The organism is Aeromonas sp. R6-1 (assembly GCF_040908165.1).
In the GTDB taxonomy this organism is placed as follows: Bacteria; Pseudomonadota; Gammaproteobacteria; order Enterobacterales; family Aeromonadaceae; genus Aeromonas; species Aeromonas caviae.
Map to the genome: position 1 here is coordinate 51,871 of NZ_JBFODF010000036.1, position 15,255 is coordinate 67,125.

Consider the following 15,255-nt stretch of genomic DNA (forward strand, 5'->3'; position numbering starts at 1 on the left):
GGTTTGCCAGGCAAAGCGTCGGCCAAGAAAAAAGGACAATATGACAGTCAAACTCGAGGTCAAATCCCTCTACAAAATTTTCGGCGATCAGCCGGATAAAGCGTTCAAACTGCTGGCGAAAGGGCATGATCGCGCCAGTATCCTGCAAAAAACCGGGCAGACCCTGGGGGTCCAGGATGTCAATCTGGCCATCAACGAAGGGGAGATCTTCGTGGTGATGGGCCTCTCCGGTTCGGGCAAGTCCACCCTGGTGCGTCTCTTCAACCGGCTGATCGAGCCGACCCGCGGCCAGGTGCTGATCGATGGCGAGGACATCGCCGCTATCTCGGAGCGCGAGCTGCGCCAGGTGCGTCGCAAGAAGATCAGCATGGTATTCCAGTCCTTCGCCCTGATGCCGCACCTGAGTGTGCTGGAAAATACCGCCTTCGGGCTGGAGCTGGCCGGTGTACCGCTGGCGGAGCGCCAGCAGAGCGCCCGTCAGGCGCTCCATCAGGTGGGGCTGGGACAGTGGATAGAGGCTTATCCGGATGCCCTCTCCGGCGGCATGAAGCAGCGGGTCGGGCTGGCCCGGGCCCTTGCCAATGACCCCGACATTCTGCTGATGGACGAAGCTTTCTCCGCGCTGGATCCCCTGATCCGCACCGAGATGCAGGACGAGCTGCTCAAGCTGCAGGCCAGTCAGCAGCGCACCATCGTCTTCATCTCCCACGATCTGGACGAGGCGATGCGCATCGGCGATCGCATCGCCATCATGCAGGATGGCCAGCTGGTGCAGGTGGGCACCCCGGACGAGATCCTGAACCAGCCCGCCAACGACTATGTGCGCGCCTTCTTTCGCGGGGTGGATCTGGCCCATGTGTTCAGCGCCCGCGACGTGGCCAGCCGCAAGCAGGTGCCCCTCATCAAGAAACACACCACCGACGGGCCGGGCAACGCCCTGCGCCAGCTCAAGGAGCTTGAGCGGGAGTTCGGCTACGTGGTGGATCGCAGCCGCCGCTTCCTCGGGGTCGTCTCGGTGGAGTCGCTCGGTCAGGCGGTAAGGGCCAAAGGCAGCCTGGAGCAGGCGCTGCTGGCGGACATCCAGCCCATCCTGGCGGACACCGCCCTCAATGAACTGATCAGCCAGGTGGCGGCCGCTCCCTGTCAGGTGCCCGTGGTCGAGGAGGATGGCACTTACCTCGGCCTCATCTCCAAGGCCAATCTGCTCAACACCCTGGACAGGAGTACTCCGGCATGAAGCTGATGAATCCCCATTTCTTGCTGAGCGGGCTGCTGGCCCTGGTGCTGCTGGCGAGCCCTTCCCTGCGGGCCGATGAGGTGGCGGCAGACCCCTGGAGCTCGCCTGCGTCCGCCGAGGTGTCCGATCCCTGGGGCAGTACCGACACTGAGGCGACCGACTGGCAGAACCAGATCGAAGCCGCCGACACCACAACCGCCATCGACTGGCTGGATCCCTTCCAGCAGGCGCTGGTGCCGCTGGATACCTGGGTGGAAGGGGGCATCGGCTGGCTGGTGGAGAACCTGCGGCCGCTGTTCCAGCTGATCCGCGCACCGGTGGAGCTGACCCTGAACGCCATGACCCATCTGCTGCAGACGGTGCCCTCCACCCTGATGATGGGGCTCCTGGCCCTGCTTGCCTGGCAACTGGTGAACGGCCGCATGGCGCTCGGCACGCTCGTATCTCTTGTGGGGATCGGGCTCATCGGGGCCTGGTCCGATGCCATGGTGACCCTGTCCCTGGTGTTGACCTCGCTGTTCTTCTGTGTGCTGCTGGGGTTGCCCACCGGCATCCTGCTGGCCCGCAGCGAGCGGCTCTCCACCTGGACCCGGCCGCTGCTGGATGCCATGCAGACCACCCCGGCGTTCGTCTACCTCATCCCCATCGTGATGCTGTTTGGCATCGGCAACGTGCCCGGGGTGGTGGTGACCGTCATCTTCGCCCTGCCGCCCATGATCCGGCTCACCATGCTGGGTATTCGCCAGGTGCCCACGGATCTGGTGGAGGCGGCCCACTCGTTCGGTGCCAGCCCCTCCCAGTTGCTGTTCAAGGTACAACTGCCGCTCGCCATGCCCACCATCATGGCCGGGGTCAACCAGACCCTGATGCTGGCGCTCTCCATGGTGGTGATCGCCTCCATGATCGCGGTGGGGGGCCTCGGCCAGATGGTGCTGCGCGGCATCGGCCGGCTCGACATGGGGCTCGCCTCCATCGGCGGCCTCGGCATCGTGCTGCTGGCCATCGTGCTCGACCGCCTCACCCAGGCGATGGGGCAACCGGATCGCACCCGTACCGGCCGCTGGTATCAGCACGGCCCCGCCGCCCTGCTGCTGCGCCTGGCCGGCCGTGACAAGAAAATTGATTACAAAGGAGTAAACGCATGAGACCGATCACCAAAGGATTGACCCTGGGCACATTGCTGCTGAGTGCCCAACTGCTGAGCCCGCTCGCCATGGCCAGCGCCGAGTTGCCGGGGGAGGGGGTTCGCGTTCAGCCCCTGCAGAGCTCCTTGCCGGAAGAGGCCTTCCAGAGCCTGCTGGTGAGCAAGCTGATGGCGCGTCTGGGTTACGATGTCCAGCCCGCCCAGGAGGTGGACTACAACGTGGCTTATGCCTCGGTGGCCCAGGGAGACGGCACCTTCCTCGCGTTCAACTGGGTGCCGCTGCAGGACAACAAGTACGAGCAGGCGGGGGGCGACAAGGTGTTCTTCCGTGAGGGCACCTATGTGGCCGGTGCCGCCCAGGGGTACCTCATCGACAAGAAGACCGCGACCCAATACGGCATCACCAACCTGGGCCAGCTCAAGGATCCCGAGGTGGCGGCGCTGTTTGACGGGGATGGCGACGGCAAGGCCGACCTCATCGGTTGCAACCCCGGCTGGGGCTGCGAGGGGGCGATCAACCATCACCTCGACGCCTTTGGTCTGACCCCCACGGTGGCCCACAAGCAGGGCAACTACGCGGCGCTGATCGCCGATACCCTGGCTCGCTACCAGGCCGGCAAGCCGGTGCTCTATTACACCTGGACCCCCTATTGGCTCAGCAGCGAACTGGTGCCGGGCAAGGATGTGGTGTGGCTGGAAGTCCCCGCCGACGCCCCGGATGCGGCCAAGACCCGTTTGCCGAACGGCAAGAACTACGGCTTTGCGGTGAACACCATGCATATCGTTGCCAACAAGCGGTTTGCCGAGGCCAATCCGGCCGCCGCCAAGCTCTTCTCCATCGTCAAGCTGCCGCTCAATGACATCAACGTGCAGAACGGCCTGATGAACAAGGGGCAGAACAAGCCGGCGGACGTGGAGCGTCATGCCGACGCCTGGCTCAAGGGCCACGAGGCACTGGTGAACGACTGGCTGAATCAGGCGCGCGCTGCCGCCATGTAATGAAGGGCGTTACATCACCCTTTTGCGCAAAGAAAAACGCCCGGCAGTTGCCGGGCGTTTTTTTGTGGGCGGGCGCAGCACATGGCCGGGCCGGGGGATCAGATGCCGGAGCCGTCGCTCTCGCCACCTTCCTCATGCAGGCCGCACTCGCGCTTGAGGCCGAAGAAGCGGGTCTGCTCCTCGCTCATGCCGGGCTCCCACTTGGCGGTGGTGTGCACGTCGCCGACCGAGAGGTAGCCCTGCTCCCACAGCGGGTGGTAGGGGAGGTCGAACTCCTTGAAGTAGTAGAAGACGTCCTTGTTGCTCCAGTCGATCACCGGCAGGAACTTGAAGCGACCGCGCTGGATGGCCAGCACCGGCAGCTTGCCCCGGCTGCCGGACTGCTCACGGCGCAGGCCCGAGAACCAGGTGCGGGCACCCAGCTCGTTCAGGGCGCGGTCCATGGGCTCCACCTTGTTGAGCTGGTTGTAGCGGGTGATCCCCTCCACCCCCTGCTCCCACAGGAGGCCGAAGCGGGCCTCCTGCCAGGCCGGGCTGAGTTCGGCCCGGTAGATCTTGAGGTTGAGCGCGAGACGCTCGGTCAGCTCGTCGATGAAACGGTAGGTCTCGGGGAAGAGATAACCGGTGTCGGTCAGCACCACGGGCACGTCGGCCCGCTCGCGGCTCACCAGGTGCAGCATGAGCGCCGCCTGGATGCCGAAACTCGACGACAGCACATGCTCCCCCGGCAGGTTGGCCAGGGCCCAGCGCACCCGCTCGGGGGCGCTCATGGCGTCCAGCTCCCGGTTGAGGGGGGCCAGCGCCTCGACCTGCTCCTCCCGGCCCAGGGCCAGCAGGGCGTCGAGGTCGAGCCGGCCGTCGGCGGTGCGCGCCAGCCGGGCTGTATCAGTCTGTTCAGGCTGCATAGAAGTCCCTCGCGGAGTCGATAACCGGGGCGATGATCCCGGCGCGAATGACAAAATCGCCGAAGCACTCGTCCGGGTTGCGCTCGCTCGCCCAGCGGCCGATCAGGGCGTCCAGTTCGGCCAGGATCTGCGGCTCGGTGATGTTCTCCAGGTGCAGGCGCGGGATGCGGGTCCCCTCGAGGTTGCCCCCCAGGTGCAGGTTGTAGCGACCCGGCGCCTTGCCCACCAGACCCACTTCCGCCAGCATGGCGCGGCCGCAGCCGTTGGGGCAGCCGGTGACCCGGAAGATGATGGCGTCATCCGCCAGGCCGTGCTTGGCCAGCAGCCCCTCGATGTCGGTGACGAAGGCAGGCAGCATGCGCTCGGCCTCGGCCATTGCCAGGGGGCAGGTAGGCAGGGCCACACAGGCCATGGACTGCTTGCGCTGCTCGCTCACGCCGTCATCCAGCAGACCGTACTGGCGCGCCAGCGCCTCAATGCGTGCCTTCTCGCCGGCAGGCACGCCCGCGATGATGAGGTTCTGGTTGGCGGTGAGGCGGAAGTCCCCCTGATGCACCTTGGCGATCTCCAGCATGCCGGTCTTGAGGGGCTTGCCCGGGAAGTCCAGCAGGCGGCCGTTCTCGATAAACAGGGTCAGGTGGTGCTTGCCGTCGATCCCCTCCACCCAGCCGAAGCGATCGCCACGACTGGTGAATTCATAGGGGTGAACCGGCCCGAACTGGATGCCGGCGCGATTCTCCACCTCGGCCTTGAAGGCCTCGACCCCCACCCGTTCAAGGGTGTACTTGGTCTTGGCGTTCTTGCGGTTGACCCGGTTGCCCCAGTCGCGCTGGGTGCTGACCACGGCGGCCGCCACCTCCAGCACGTGGGAGAGCGGAATGAAGCCAAAGTCGCTCGCCTTGCGCGGATAGGTGGTGGTGTCGCCGTGGGTCATGGCCAGACCGCCCCCCACCAGCACGTTGAAGCCCACCAGCTTGCCGTGATCGGCAATGGCCACGAAGTTGAGATCGTTGGCGTGGATGTCCACATCGTTGTGGGGCGGGATGACCACGGTTGTCTTGAATTTGCGCGGCAGGTAGTTGGAGCCCAGGATCGGCTCCTCGTCACCCCCCAGCTTCTCGCCATCCAGCCAGATCTCCACGTAGGCGCGGGTCTTGGGCAGCAGGTGCTCGGAGATCTTCTTGGCCCACTCGTAGGCCTCCTGGTGCAACTCGGACTCCACCGGGTTGCTCGTGCAGAGCACGTTGCGGTTCACGTCCCCCGCGGTGGCGATGGAGTCGATACCTGTGCTGTTGAGGGTCTGGTGCATCAGCTTGATGTCGCGCTTCAGTACCCCGTGGAACTGGAAGGTCTGGCGGGTGGTCAGGCGGATGCTGCCGTACATGCTGTGTTCTTCGGCGAACTTGTCGATCACCTGCCACTGGGCCGGGGTGATGATGCCGCCGGGCAGGCGGGCGCGCAGCATGACGTTGTGCAGGGGCTCCAGCTTCTGGGCGGCGCGCTCCGGGCGGATGTCGCGGTCATCCTGCTGATACATGCCGTGGAAGCGGATCAGCTGGAAGTTGTCGCCGTTGAAGCCGCCGGTGAGCGGGTCCTGCAGATCTTCGGCGATGGTGCCGCGCAGGAAGTTGCTCTCGCGCTTGAGGCGTTCGTTGTCAGCCAGCGGCCCTTCGACCGGTCCCGGAATAAGTTGTTTGCTCATCAATAGACATCCCTTTGATAACGTTTGGCACGACGCAATTCGCTCAGATACTCTTCTGCTTCCTCACGGCTCTTGTGGCCGTGTTCCGCAATCACTTCCAGCAGGGCTTCCTGCACATCCTTCGCCATGTGGTTGGCGTCGCCACACACATAGAAGTGAGCGCCTGCTTCCAGCCACTGGTAGAGCTCAAGCCCTGCCTCGCGCAGGCGGTCCTGCACATAAATCTTGTTGGCCTGATCCCGGCTGAAGGCCAGGGAGATCTTGGACAGCAGGCCCGATTTCACATAACGCTGCCACTCCACTTGATAGAGGAAATCCTGGGTAAAGTGTGGATTGCCGAAGAAGAGCCAGTTCTTGCCCTCTGCCCCCTGTGCTTCCCGCTCCTGCAGGAAGGCGCGGAACGGGGCAATGCCGGTGCCCGGGCCCACCATGATGACGGGGGTGTCGGGATTGGCGGGCAGTCGGAAGTTGTCGTTGTGCTCCACGAAGACCCGGACCTCGGCATCTTCCGGCAGACGGTCCGCCAGATAGGAGGAGGCGCCGCCGCTTCGCACTGTGCCATCTTCTTGGCGGTAGCGGACCACGCCGACGGTCAGGTGCACCTCTTCTTCCACCTCGCTCTGGGCGGAGGCGATGGAGTAGAGGCGGGGGGTGAGGGGGCGCAGCAGTGCGATCAGTTGATCGGCACTCAAGGAAGCCGGGAAGCGTTTCAGTACGTCCACCACCTGGGCGCTGGCCACCAGGGCGTTGACCTGGGCCTTGTCACCGGCCAGATCTTTGAGCGCCGCGTTGTCCGTGATCTCGGCGAGGCCAGTGATCAGGCCCCCGTGCAGCCGGGTCAGCTCGTAGTGACGGGTCAGCGCCTCGCGCAGGCTGCCATGGGGGGTGGCCTCATCACCGGTCAGACCGGTCAGGGCCAGCACTTCCCCCACGAGATCGGCGTCGTTGTCGAACCAGATGCCGAGCGCGTCCCCCGGCTGGTAGGTGATGCCGGACTCTTCCAGGTTGATCTCGATGTGGCGGATGTCCTTGGTGGAGTCGCGGCCGGTGATCTTCTGGTTCACCGAGAGTCTGGCGGGGAAGGGGTTCTCCTTGTTGTACTGGCTGTGGCCGACGGCGGCCTGCACCGAGCCCGCCACGCTGGCGGTCGCGGCGCCGGCAGAGAGGGTGGCGGCGACCGCCGCAACGGCCTGCTCGCCCCAGGCCTTGGCGGCATCCTGATAATCCACATCGAGGCTAGCTAGCTCATGGATGCGCTCTGCCCCCGCTTTGGCGAGGAAACCATCGAAATCCTTGCCGGTCTGGCAGAAGAACTCATAGGAGCTGTCACCCAGCCCCAGCACGGCAAACTTGAGCCCTTCCAGCTTGCCGACCTTGCCCTTTTTGAGCTGCTCGAACAGATCGACGGCGCTCTCGGGGGGCTCCCCCTCCCCGTAAGTGCTCACTACCACCAGCAGGTGGCTCTCTTTCTTGAGCTGCTTGGGTTTGTAGTCCGCCATGGAGGTGAGGGTCACCGGCAGGCCGCGGGCCTCGGCCTGGGCCTTGATGGCGCTGGCCACGCCCTTGGCATTCCCGGTCTGGGAGCCATAGAGAATGGTCAGGCTGCCGCCGGGAGCCGCGACTTCTGCACCTGCGCTCGCCACGGGTTGGACGCCCGCCTGGGAGAGGCCGTAGAGATAACCGCTGACCCAGGCCAGTTGCTGGGTATTGAGGGTGGTGAGAACTTGGTTGAGCTGGCGCTGCTGTTCGTCAGAGAGCGGGCTCAGGGTGGGGGCTGTCAATGGCATCACACATGTCTTCCATGGTCTGATTTTTGGTCAGGGTAAGGGGTGTAATGAATAACAACAAAGAATAAAAATATCTTCTTTATGCGATTTATGAATTTATAAAGCCAAAATCCATCTCAGCCCCGGGGCGCCCGTGATATAAAAATGGCCTTGCCGAGCCCCCTGTCCCGGGGATCTCTCATGCCCCAAGGAGCAACCATGTCCCGTCTCTTTCATGTCAACGCCTTCAGCCATCACCCCTTCGCAGGCAACCCCGCCGTGGTGGTGCTGGGGGAAGCGCGGCCCGACGCCGAGCTGCAGGCCATGGCGGCGGAGTTCAACCTCTCTGAGAGCGCCTTTCTGACCCAACTGGGAGAGGGGCATTACGGATTGCGCTGGTTCACCCCGCAAGTGGAGGTGGACTTGTGCGGCCATGGCACCCTGGCGGCGGCCCATGTGCTGTGGCAGACGGGGGAGGTGGCCGAAGCTCAGCCCATCCGCTTCGCGACCCGCAGCGGCGAGTTGGTTGCCCGGCGGGAAGGGGAGTGGATCTGGCTCGATTTTCCGCGCATTGCCCTGGCGCCGCTCATTCTGGATCCGGCCTATGGGGCTGCGGTCGGTTGCCGGCCGCTGCAAACCCTGGCGGCCGGGGCCAAGTTCCTGCTTGAGCTCGCCAGCGAGGAAGAGGTCCGCGCGCTCACCCCCGATTTTCACGCCCTGCGGGCTCTGCCGGGCCGGGGGATCATGGTGACGGCGCCATCGAGCCGGAAGGAGGACGACTTCGTCTCCCGCTACTTCGCCCCCTGGGTCGGAGTGGACGAGGATCCGGTGACCGGCTCCAACCACTGCGCCCTGGTGCCCTTCTGGGCCGAGCGGCTCGGCAAACGGCAATTGCGGGCCCGCCAGATCTCGGCCCGGGGTGGGGATCTCAGGCTGGAATTGCAGGAGGAGCGGGTGCTGATGGCGGGCCGGGCACTGACCCTGTGGCAGGGGGAGTGGCTGCTGCCGCCTGTCGCACCAGCGGACCGATGACCGCTCGTCACAGTGTGACTTCTGCATAAAAAACGCCCCGCAATTGCGGGGCGTTTTGATTGCCATGGACGGCAGCGTTTTGCTGCGGCCCTGTTTCTGCGGCGCTTACTTTTGTGGACGCAAGGCCGGGAACAGGATGACGTCGCGGATGGTGTGGCTGTTGGTGAACAGCATCACCAGACGGTCGATACCGATACCCTGACCGGCGGTCGGCGGCAGACCGTGCTCCAGCGCGGTGACGAAGTCGGCGTCGTAGAACATGGCTTCGTCATCGCCTGCGGCTTTCTGGTCAACCTGGGCCTGGAAGCGCTCGGCCTGATCTTCCGCATCGTTCAGCTCGGAGAAGCCGTTGGCCAGCTCGCGGCCGCCGATGAAGAATTCGAAGCGGTCGGTGACGTCCGGGTTCTGGTCGTTGCGGCGGGCCAGCGGGGAGACGGCGGCCGGGTACTCGGTGATGAAGGTCGGTTGCAGCAGCATGTGTTCCACGGTCTCTTCGAAGATCGCGGTGATCACGTGGCCCAGCTCCCAGCTCTTCATCAGCTCGATCTTCAGACCCTTGGCGACGGCGGTGGCCTTCTCAAGAGTGGCCAGATCGTCACGGGTCACACCCGGGTTGTACTTCAGGATGGAGTCGACCATGGAGAGGCGCTGGAACGGCTGACCGAAATCGATGGTCAGGCCCTCTTCGCCCTCTTTGGCGTAACGGATCCTGGTGTCGCCCAGGATGTCTTGCGCCAGAGTGCGCAGCATCTCTTCGGTGAGATCCATCAGATCGATGTAATCGGCGTAGGCCATATAGAACTCGAGCATGGTGAACTCGGGGTTATGGCGAACGGAGATGCCTTCGTTGCGGAAGTTGCGGTTGATCTCGTAGACACGCTCGAAACCACCGACCACCAGACGCTTCAGATAGAGTTCCGGAGCGATACGCAGGTACATGTCGATGTCCAGCGCATTGTGGTGGGTGATGAAGGGACGTGCGGAGGCGCCACCCGGGATGACTTGCATCATGGGGGTTTCCACTTCCATGAAGCGCTTGTCATTCAGGAACTTGCGAATGCCTGCCACCACCTTGGTGCGGGTCACGAAGGTCTTGCGGGACTCTTCGTTGGCGATCAGGTCCAGGTAACGCTGGCGGCAGCGGGCTTCCTGGTCGGTCAGACCCTTGTGCTTCTCGGGCAGCGGGCGCAGGGCCTTGGTCAGCAGGCGGATGGTGGAGACGTGTACGGAGAGCTCACCGGCGTTGGTGCGGAACAGGGTGCCCTCGACACCGACGATGTCACCCAGATCCCACTTCTTGAACTGCTCGTTGTAGAAGCCTTCCGGCAGGTCGTCACGGGTCACGTAGATCTGGATCTTGCCAGCCATGTCCTGCAGGGTCGCGAAAGACGCCTTGCCCATGATCCGGCGGGTCATGATGCGACCGGCAATCTTCACCTGTTTACCCAGGGCGACCAGCTCGTCATTGCTCTTGTCGCCGAATTCGGCGTGCAGATCGCCGGAGAGGCTGTCACGACGGAAATCGTTGGGGAAGGGGTTGCCCTGGGCGCGCAAGGCGGCCAGCTTGGAGCGACGCTCAAGCATCTCGTTGTTCAGTTCGAGAGTCTGGTCGACTTCCGGGGTGGTGGTTTGTTCAGACATGGTGATTCCTGCTGCTCTGTTTACAGGCCTGATTTCAGGCTGGCTTCGATAAACTTGTCCAAGTCGCCGTCGAGTACCGATTGGGTATTGCGGGTTTCGACGCCGGTGCGCAGATCCTTGATACGGGAATCATCCAGTACGTAGGAGCGGATCTGGCTGCCCCAGCCGATGTCAGACTTGGTCTCTTCGAGGGCTTGCTTCTCAGCGTTCTGCTTTTGAATTTCCAGCTCGTAGAGCTTGGCCTTCAACTGCTTCATACACTGATCTTTGTTCTTGTGCTGGGAACGGTCGTTCTGGCACTGCACCACCACGCCGGTCGGCACGTGGGTGATACGCACCGCGGACTCGGTCCGGTTGACGTGCTGACCACCGGCACCGGAGGCGCGGTAGACGTCGATGCGAAGATCAGCCGGGTTGATCTCGATCTCGATGTCATCATCGATCTCGGGGTAGACGAACACGGAGCAGAACGAGGTGTGGCGACGGCCGCCGGAATCGAACGGCGACTTGCGTACCAGGCGGTGCACGCCGGTCTCGGTGCGCAGCCAGCCGAAGGCATACTCGCCGGTGAACTTGATGGTGGCGGACTTGATGCCGGCCACGTCGCCCTCGGAGCACTCGATGAGCTCGGGCTTGTAGCCGTGGGCATCGCCCCAGCGCAGGTACATGCGCAGCACCATGTTGGCCCAGTCCTGGGCCTCGGTGCCACCGGAACCGGACTGGATGTCGATGTAGCAGTCGGAACCGTCGTGCTGACCGGAGAACATGCGACGGAACTCGAGATCCACCAGCTTGGCCTCCAGCTCGTCCGCTTCGACCACGGCTTCGTTGAAGGTCTCTTCGTCTTCGCCTTCGACGGCCAGGCTGACCAGCATCTCGACGTCATCGACGCCCTGGGTCAGGGTATCGATGGTGCTGACGACGTTCTCCAGGGAGACGCGCTCCTTGCCCAGCGCCTGTGCGCGCTCGGGTTCGTTCCAGACATCCGGCTGTTCCAGCTCGGCATTGACCTCTTCTAGACGCTCTTTCTTGGCGTCATAGTCAAAGGTACCCCCTAAGCAGCTCGGTCCTCTCAGACAGCTCCTTAAGCTTGTTTAATACAGGATTGACTTCAAACATCGTGAAAACTCTCGGGGTCGATGTGATTTAAAAACGGGATATTCTAGCCAATTGCAGAAGGAATAAACAGGGTTGGCTGGCCCCGCTCTTTTTCCTGCTCCAATTTTCCGCAGCATTTTTAAAATTTCCGCGTAAAATATCGTCACTCACGCCATTCTCCGCTTCAGTTTTGCGCAGATTGGCCGCTAACAACACACAGTGCCACGCACTCCCGATTGATCCTGTTCCCGACCCCCACAAGAAGAAAACACGATGAAAAACCTATCACTCAAGCAGAAGATACTGTTGTCTGTGGTCATCGCCTTGTCACTGGTGATCCTGCTGCTCTCCTGGCAGAGCTACACCAGCCAGAAGTCCATGCTGCTGCAAGGCAGTCAGGAACAGGTGCAGCGCCTTGGCAGCCAGCAGGCCGCCAGCGTCAGCGACTGGCTTGCCGCCCGTCGTGACGTCATCCAGGCCCTTGGCAACAAGGCCGGTGCCGAGCCCCTCAACGCCCTGCAACAGGCCCAGGTGTCCGGCCGTTTCCAGCTCACCTATTTCGGTGAGGGCAGCGGCAAGATGAACGACTCCGACCCCTCCATCAACCGCGACGGTTACGATCCCCGCTCCCGTGGCTGGTATCAGGAAGCCATGGCCAAGGGCGGCATGATCGTCACCAAACCCTACCTTGACGTGGCCTACAACATTCTGGTGGTGACCCTGGCCCAGCCTGCCCAGGGCGGCGTGGTGGGGGGGGATCTCTCCATCGCCTCCCTGGTGGATGACATCACCAAGATGAAGCTGCCAGCGGACGGCTTCGCCATCCTGATGCACAAGGATGGCACCGTCATCGCCTACAAGGATGCGGCCAAGGCGATGAAGCCGGCCAGCGAGATCGACAACGATCTGACCAATGCCCTGATCGATCAGAGCAAGGCGAGCAACAGTCTGGTGCCTGCTTTCTTCGACAACGAGGGGCGTGACAAGCTGCTGTGGGCGACGGACATTCCGGACACCGACTGGGAGCTGGTGCTGGTACTGGACAAGAGCACCCTGGAGGCGCCGCTCTCCTCCCTGCTGATGACCCAGCTCGGCCTGGCCCTGCTGGTGCTGGTGGGCAGCATCCTCGCCATCTCCTGGCTGGTCAGCCTGCTGCTCGGTCCCCTCACCAAGGTGTCCCAGGCCCTGGCCCGCATCGCCGACGGTAACGGCGATCTGACCCAGCGTATCAAGATCGACGCCAATGACGAAGTGGGCCAGCTCGCCGGCAGCTTCAACCGCTTCGTGGGCAGCCAGCATCAGCTCATCGCCAACATCCGTCAGCTTGCCAACGAGCTGAACGCCGATGCCGAACGCAGTCTGGTGACCAACCAGGCCGCGGTGGAAGAGCTGCAGCGCCAGCAAGAGGAGGTGACCATGGTCGCCACCGCCGTCACCGAGATGGCGAGTGCCACCATGGAGATCGCGGGCAACGCCGAGAACACCGCTGCCGCCGCCCAGCAATCCGCCCAGAGCAGTGAACAGGGCAAGATCCTGGTGAACCAGACTCGCCAATCCATCAACAACCTGGCCGAGGAAGTGGGGCAGGCGACCGGCGTCATCGGTGAGCTGAGCCGTCACGCCCAGGCCATCTCCGGCATCCTCTCCACCATCCAGGGCATCGCCGAGCAGACCAACCTGCTGGCGCTGAACGCGGCCATTGAAGCGGCCCGGGCCGGTGAACAGGGTCGCGGTTTCGCCGTGGTGGCGGACGAGGTGCGGGTGCTGTCGCGCCGTACCCAGGATTCCACCCAGGAGATCCAGTCCACCATCGAAACCCTGCAACAGACCACGGCCCGCGCGGTGAGCCTGATGCAGACCAGCCAGGGGTTGGCGGACAACAGCGTGAAGGATGCTGACGCTGCCGCTGCGGCTCTGGAGGAGATCACCCAGGCCGTCAGCCTCATCTCCGACATGGCGGGCCAGATCGCCACCGCCGCCGAGGAGCAGACCCAGGTGACCGGTGAAATAACCCAGAACACCACCGCCATCAAGGATGTGAGCGACGAGATCACCGCTTCCGCCATGCGCGACCTGGATCAGGCGCACAACCTCAAGGGGCGTGCCACCAACCTGAACCAGCAGGTGTCGACCTTTATTTTGTAAGGAAGGTCAGGCCGCAGTCCTACCTACCGTGGCGTCAGTAAAAAGCCCCGCACCTTGGTGCGGGGCTTTTTGTTGCCTGCCGTCGGCCCCTTGGTGGGGGTCGGGGCAGCGTCCAGGGGCCAGCAAGCAAAGAGCCCACCGCAAGGTGGGCTCTGTCATACGGGGCCTGCGTCCGGGATCACAGGAAGGGCAGGGCCAGGAACAGCTTGATCACCACGGCGTTGATGATGTCGATGAAGAAGGCACCGACCATGGGCACCACCAGGAAGGCCAGGTGGGAGGGGCCGAAGCGCTGGGTGATGGCCTGCATGTTGGCAATGGCAGTGGGGGTGGCGCCGAGGCCGAAGCCGCAGTGACCCGCCGCCAGCACGGCCGCATCATAGTTGCGCCCCATGACCCGGAAGGTGACGAAGATGGCGTAGAGCGCCATGGCCACCGTCTGCACGGCCAGCAGTATGAAGATGGGCAGGGCCAGGCTTGCCAGCTCCCACAGCTTGAGGCTCATCAGCGCCATGGCGAGGAAGAGCGACAGGCTGACGTTGCCGAGCAGGGAGACCTCACGGTCGCTCACTTCGTGCCAGTTGAGCAGGGTGAGCAGGTTGCGCAGCAGCACGCCGACGAACAGCACGCAGACGAAGATCGGCAACTCGAAGACGCCGCCCTTGAGGTAGAGGGCCAGCATTTCGCCCCCTTTCAGGCTGATGGCGATGAGTGCCAGAGTCTCGATCAGGCTGAAGGTGGTGAGCGGGCGCTCCATGTCCGGCATTTCGAAGCCCTGGGGGGCGCCGTCACGGTTGTGCTCCTCACCGGGCACCTGCACCTTCTTCACCAGATAACGGGCAACCGGGCCGCCGATGAGGCCCCCCAGCACCAGGCCGAAGGTGGCACAGGCAATCGCCAGCTCGGCGGCGGATTGCACGCCGTACTTCTCGGTGAAGATGGAGCCCCAGGCCGCCCCGGTGCCGTGGCCGCCGGAGAGGGTGATGGAGCCGGCCAGCAGCCCCATGTGGGGATCCAGCCCCAGCAGGGTGGCCAGACCCACCCCCAGGCTGTTCTGCACCAGCAGCAGGCCGGTGACCACCAGCAGGAAGGTGGCCACCGCCTTGCCGCCGCGCTTGAGGCTGCCCAGATCGGCGGAGAGGCCGATGGAGGCGAAGAAGGTCAGCATCAGGGCCGTCTGCAGGCTGGTATCAAATTGCAGTTCGATCTGCAGGGTGGAACGCAGCACCAGCAGCACCAGGGCAACCACCAGGCCACCGGCCACGGGTTTGGGGATGTTGAAAGTGCGCAGGGGTCCTATCTTGTTGACCAGCAGGCGGCCAAGCAGCAGCACCAGGGTCGCGGCGACCAGGGTGGCGTAGGCATCAAGTTGTAGCATTCAGTGCTCCCATGTTGATCGGCTGTGTCTTTGGCGAGAAAGACTCACGGATCCAGCCGGGATGAAACAGAGTGGCGAACGCGCCAGTGACAGAGGGGCCGCAGCCCCGTCCCTCTGCAAAAGAGGGGGTCGACACGAGCCCGTGTTCGTCGGGCGTCCAGATGAGATTTGTGAAAAATCCGCCGGATACTAGCAAAAAACACCAAGT

11 protein-coding genes are annotated in these 15,255 nt (G+C 63.5%); 5 read left to right on the plus strand and 6 right to left on the minus strand.

Annotation, left to right across the window (positions count from 1 at the left end):
- Nucleotides 1-40 precede the first annotated feature (40 nt).
- From proV to proX, 3 genes are read left to right on the plus strand one after another with little or no spacing between them, the layout of a single operon-like run.
- Nucleotides 41-1,237 carry a glycine betaine/L-proline ABC transporter ATP-binding protein ProV gene (gene proV / locus AB5Y68_RS10300; protein WP_039040329.1) on the plus strand — a complete coding sequence of 399 codons (1,197 nt, stop codon included), beginning with the start codon at nt 41-43 and terminating at the stop codon, nt 1,235-1,237.
- Complete coding sequence (gene proW, locus AB5Y68_RS10305; protein WP_039040328.1) at nt 1,234-2,382, plus strand: glycine betaine/L-proline ABC transporter permease ProW; 1,149 nt, start codon at nt 1,234-1,236, stop codon at nt 2,380-2,382. Before proV ends, proW begins: the two co-directional genes overlap by 4 nt.
- Nucleotides 2,379-3,380, plus strand: a complete 1,002-nt coding sequence (gene proX / locus AB5Y68_RS10310) for a glycine betaine/L-proline ABC transporter substrate-binding protein ProX (protein WP_039040327.1) — start codon at nt 2,379-2,381, stop codon at nt 3,378-3,380. The genes proW and proX overlap by 4 nt, the downstream gene beginning before the upstream one ends.
- 98 nt (nt 3,381-3,478) lie before the next feature.
- Here the strand turns inward: proX and AB5Y68_RS10315 are convergent, their stop codons facing one another.
- The 3 genes from AB5Y68_RS10315 to AB5Y68_RS10325 are packed head-to-tail and all read right to left on the minus strand — an operon-like array spanning nt 3,479 to nt 7,774.
- Nucleotides 3,479-4,285, minus strand: coding sequence for a phosphoadenylyl-sulfate reductase (locus tag AB5Y68_RS10315; RefSeq protein WP_010675432.1), 807 nt, complete (start codon nt 4,283-4,285; stop codon nt 3,479-3,481).
- Nucleotides 4,275-5,987, minus strand: a complete 1,713-nt coding sequence (gene cysI / locus AB5Y68_RS10320; RefSeq protein WP_039040326.1) for an assimilatory sulfite reductase (NADPH) hemoprotein subunit — start codon at nt 5,985-5,987, stop codon at nt 4,275-4,277. The genes AB5Y68_RS10315 and cysI overlap by 11 nt, the downstream gene beginning before the upstream one ends.
- Entirely contained in the window at nt 5,987-7,774 is a 1,788-nt protein-coding gene (locus AB5Y68_RS10325; protein ID WP_039040325.1) for an assimilatory sulfite reductase (NADPH) flavoprotein subunit, read from the minus strand. The genes cysI and AB5Y68_RS10325 overlap by 1 nt, the downstream gene beginning before the upstream one ends.
- A gap of 198 nt (nt 7,775-7,972) precedes the next feature.
- Here AB5Y68_RS10325 and AB5Y68_RS10330 point away from each other — a divergent pair, with 198 nt between their 5' ends.
- Nucleotides 7,973-8,785 carry a PhzF family phenazine biosynthesis protein gene (locus AB5Y68_RS10330; RefSeq protein WP_039040324.1) on the plus strand — a complete coding sequence of 271 codons (813 nt, stop codon included), beginning with the start codon at nt 7,973-7,975 and terminating at the stop codon, nt 8,783-8,785.
- 105 nt (nt 8,786-8,890) lie between these two features.
- Here AB5Y68_RS10330 and lysS read toward each other — a convergent pair whose 3' ends face one another.
- Together lysS and prfB are read right to left on the minus strand one after the other, a co-directional pair.
- Nucleotides 8,891-10,369 (minus strand): lysine--tRNA ligase, encoded by a 1,479-nt coding sequence (gene lysS, locus AB5Y68_RS10335; protein WP_223302609.1) that lies wholly within the window; start codon nt 10,367-10,369, stop codon nt 8,891-8,893.
- A gap of 77 nt (nt 10,370-10,446) precedes the next feature.
- Nucleotides 10,447-11,545, minus strand: a protein-coding gene (gene prfB, locus AB5Y68_RS10340; protein ID WP_102948437.1) for a peptide chain release factor 2 whose coding sequence is annotated in 2 segments (ribosomal slippage) — nt 10,447-11,469 and nt 11,471-11,545 — 1,098 coding nt in all. Because the reading frame shifts where the segments join, the coding sequence is not laid out codon by codon here.
- A 252-nt stretch (nt 11,546-11,797) separates the two neighbouring features.
- On the opposite strand from prfB, the gene AB5Y68_RS10345 reads away from it, so the two are divergent.
- Nucleotides 11,798-13,669 (plus strand): methyl-accepting chemotaxis protein, encoded by a 1,872-nt coding sequence (locus AB5Y68_RS10345; protein ID WP_368207145.1) that lies wholly within the window; start codon nt 11,798-11,800, stop codon nt 13,667-13,669.
- 178 nt (nt 13,670-13,847) lie between these two features.
- Here AB5Y68_RS10345 and gltS read toward each other — a convergent pair whose 3' ends face one another.
- A complete protein-coding gene (gene gltS, locus AB5Y68_RS10350) occupies nt 13,848-15,047 on the minus strand; it encodes a sodium/glutamate symporter (protein WP_039040321.1) in 1,200 nt (399 codons plus the stop codon).
- Between the last annotated feature and the right edge of the window lie 208 nt (nt 15,048-15,255).

Coding starts and splice junctions, on each gene's coding strand:
- proV (WP_039040329.1), top strand. CDS start 41: ATGACAGTCAAACTCGAGGTCAAATCCCTCTACAAAATTTTCGGCGAT.
- proX (WP_039040327.1), top strand. CDS start 2,379: ATGAGACCGATCACCAAAGGATTGACCCTGGGCACATTGCTGCTGAGT.
- lysS (WP_223302609.1), bottom strand. CDS start 10,369: ATGCTTGAGCGTCGCTCCAAGCTGGCCGCCTTGCGCGCCCAGGGCAAC.
- gltS (WP_039040321.1), bottom strand. CDS start 15,047: ATGCTACAACTTGATGCCTACGCCACCCTGGTCGCCGCGACCCTGGTG.
- AB5Y68_RS10330 (WP_039040324.1), top strand. CDS start 7,973: ATGTCCCGTCTCTTTCATGTCAACGCCTTCAGCCATCACCCCTTCGCA.
- AB5Y68_RS10325 (WP_039040325.1), bottom strand. CDS start 7,774: ATGCCATTGACAGCCCCCACCCTGAGCCCGCTCTCTGACGAACAGCAG.
- AB5Y68_RS10345 (WP_368207145.1), top strand. CDS start 11,798: ATGAAAAACCTATCACTCAAGCAGAAGATACTGTTGTCTGTGGTCATC.
- cysI (WP_039040326.1), bottom strand. CDS start 5,987: ATGAGCAAACAACTTATTCCGGGACCGGTCGAAGGGCCGCTGGCTGAC.
- AB5Y68_RS10315 (WP_010675432.1), bottom strand. CDS start 4,285: ATGCAGCCTGAACAGACTGATACAGCCCGGCTGGCGCGCACCGCCGAC.
- proW (WP_039040328.1), top strand. CDS start 1,234: ATGAAGCTGATGAATCCCCATTTCTTGCTGAGCGGGCTGCTGGCCCTG.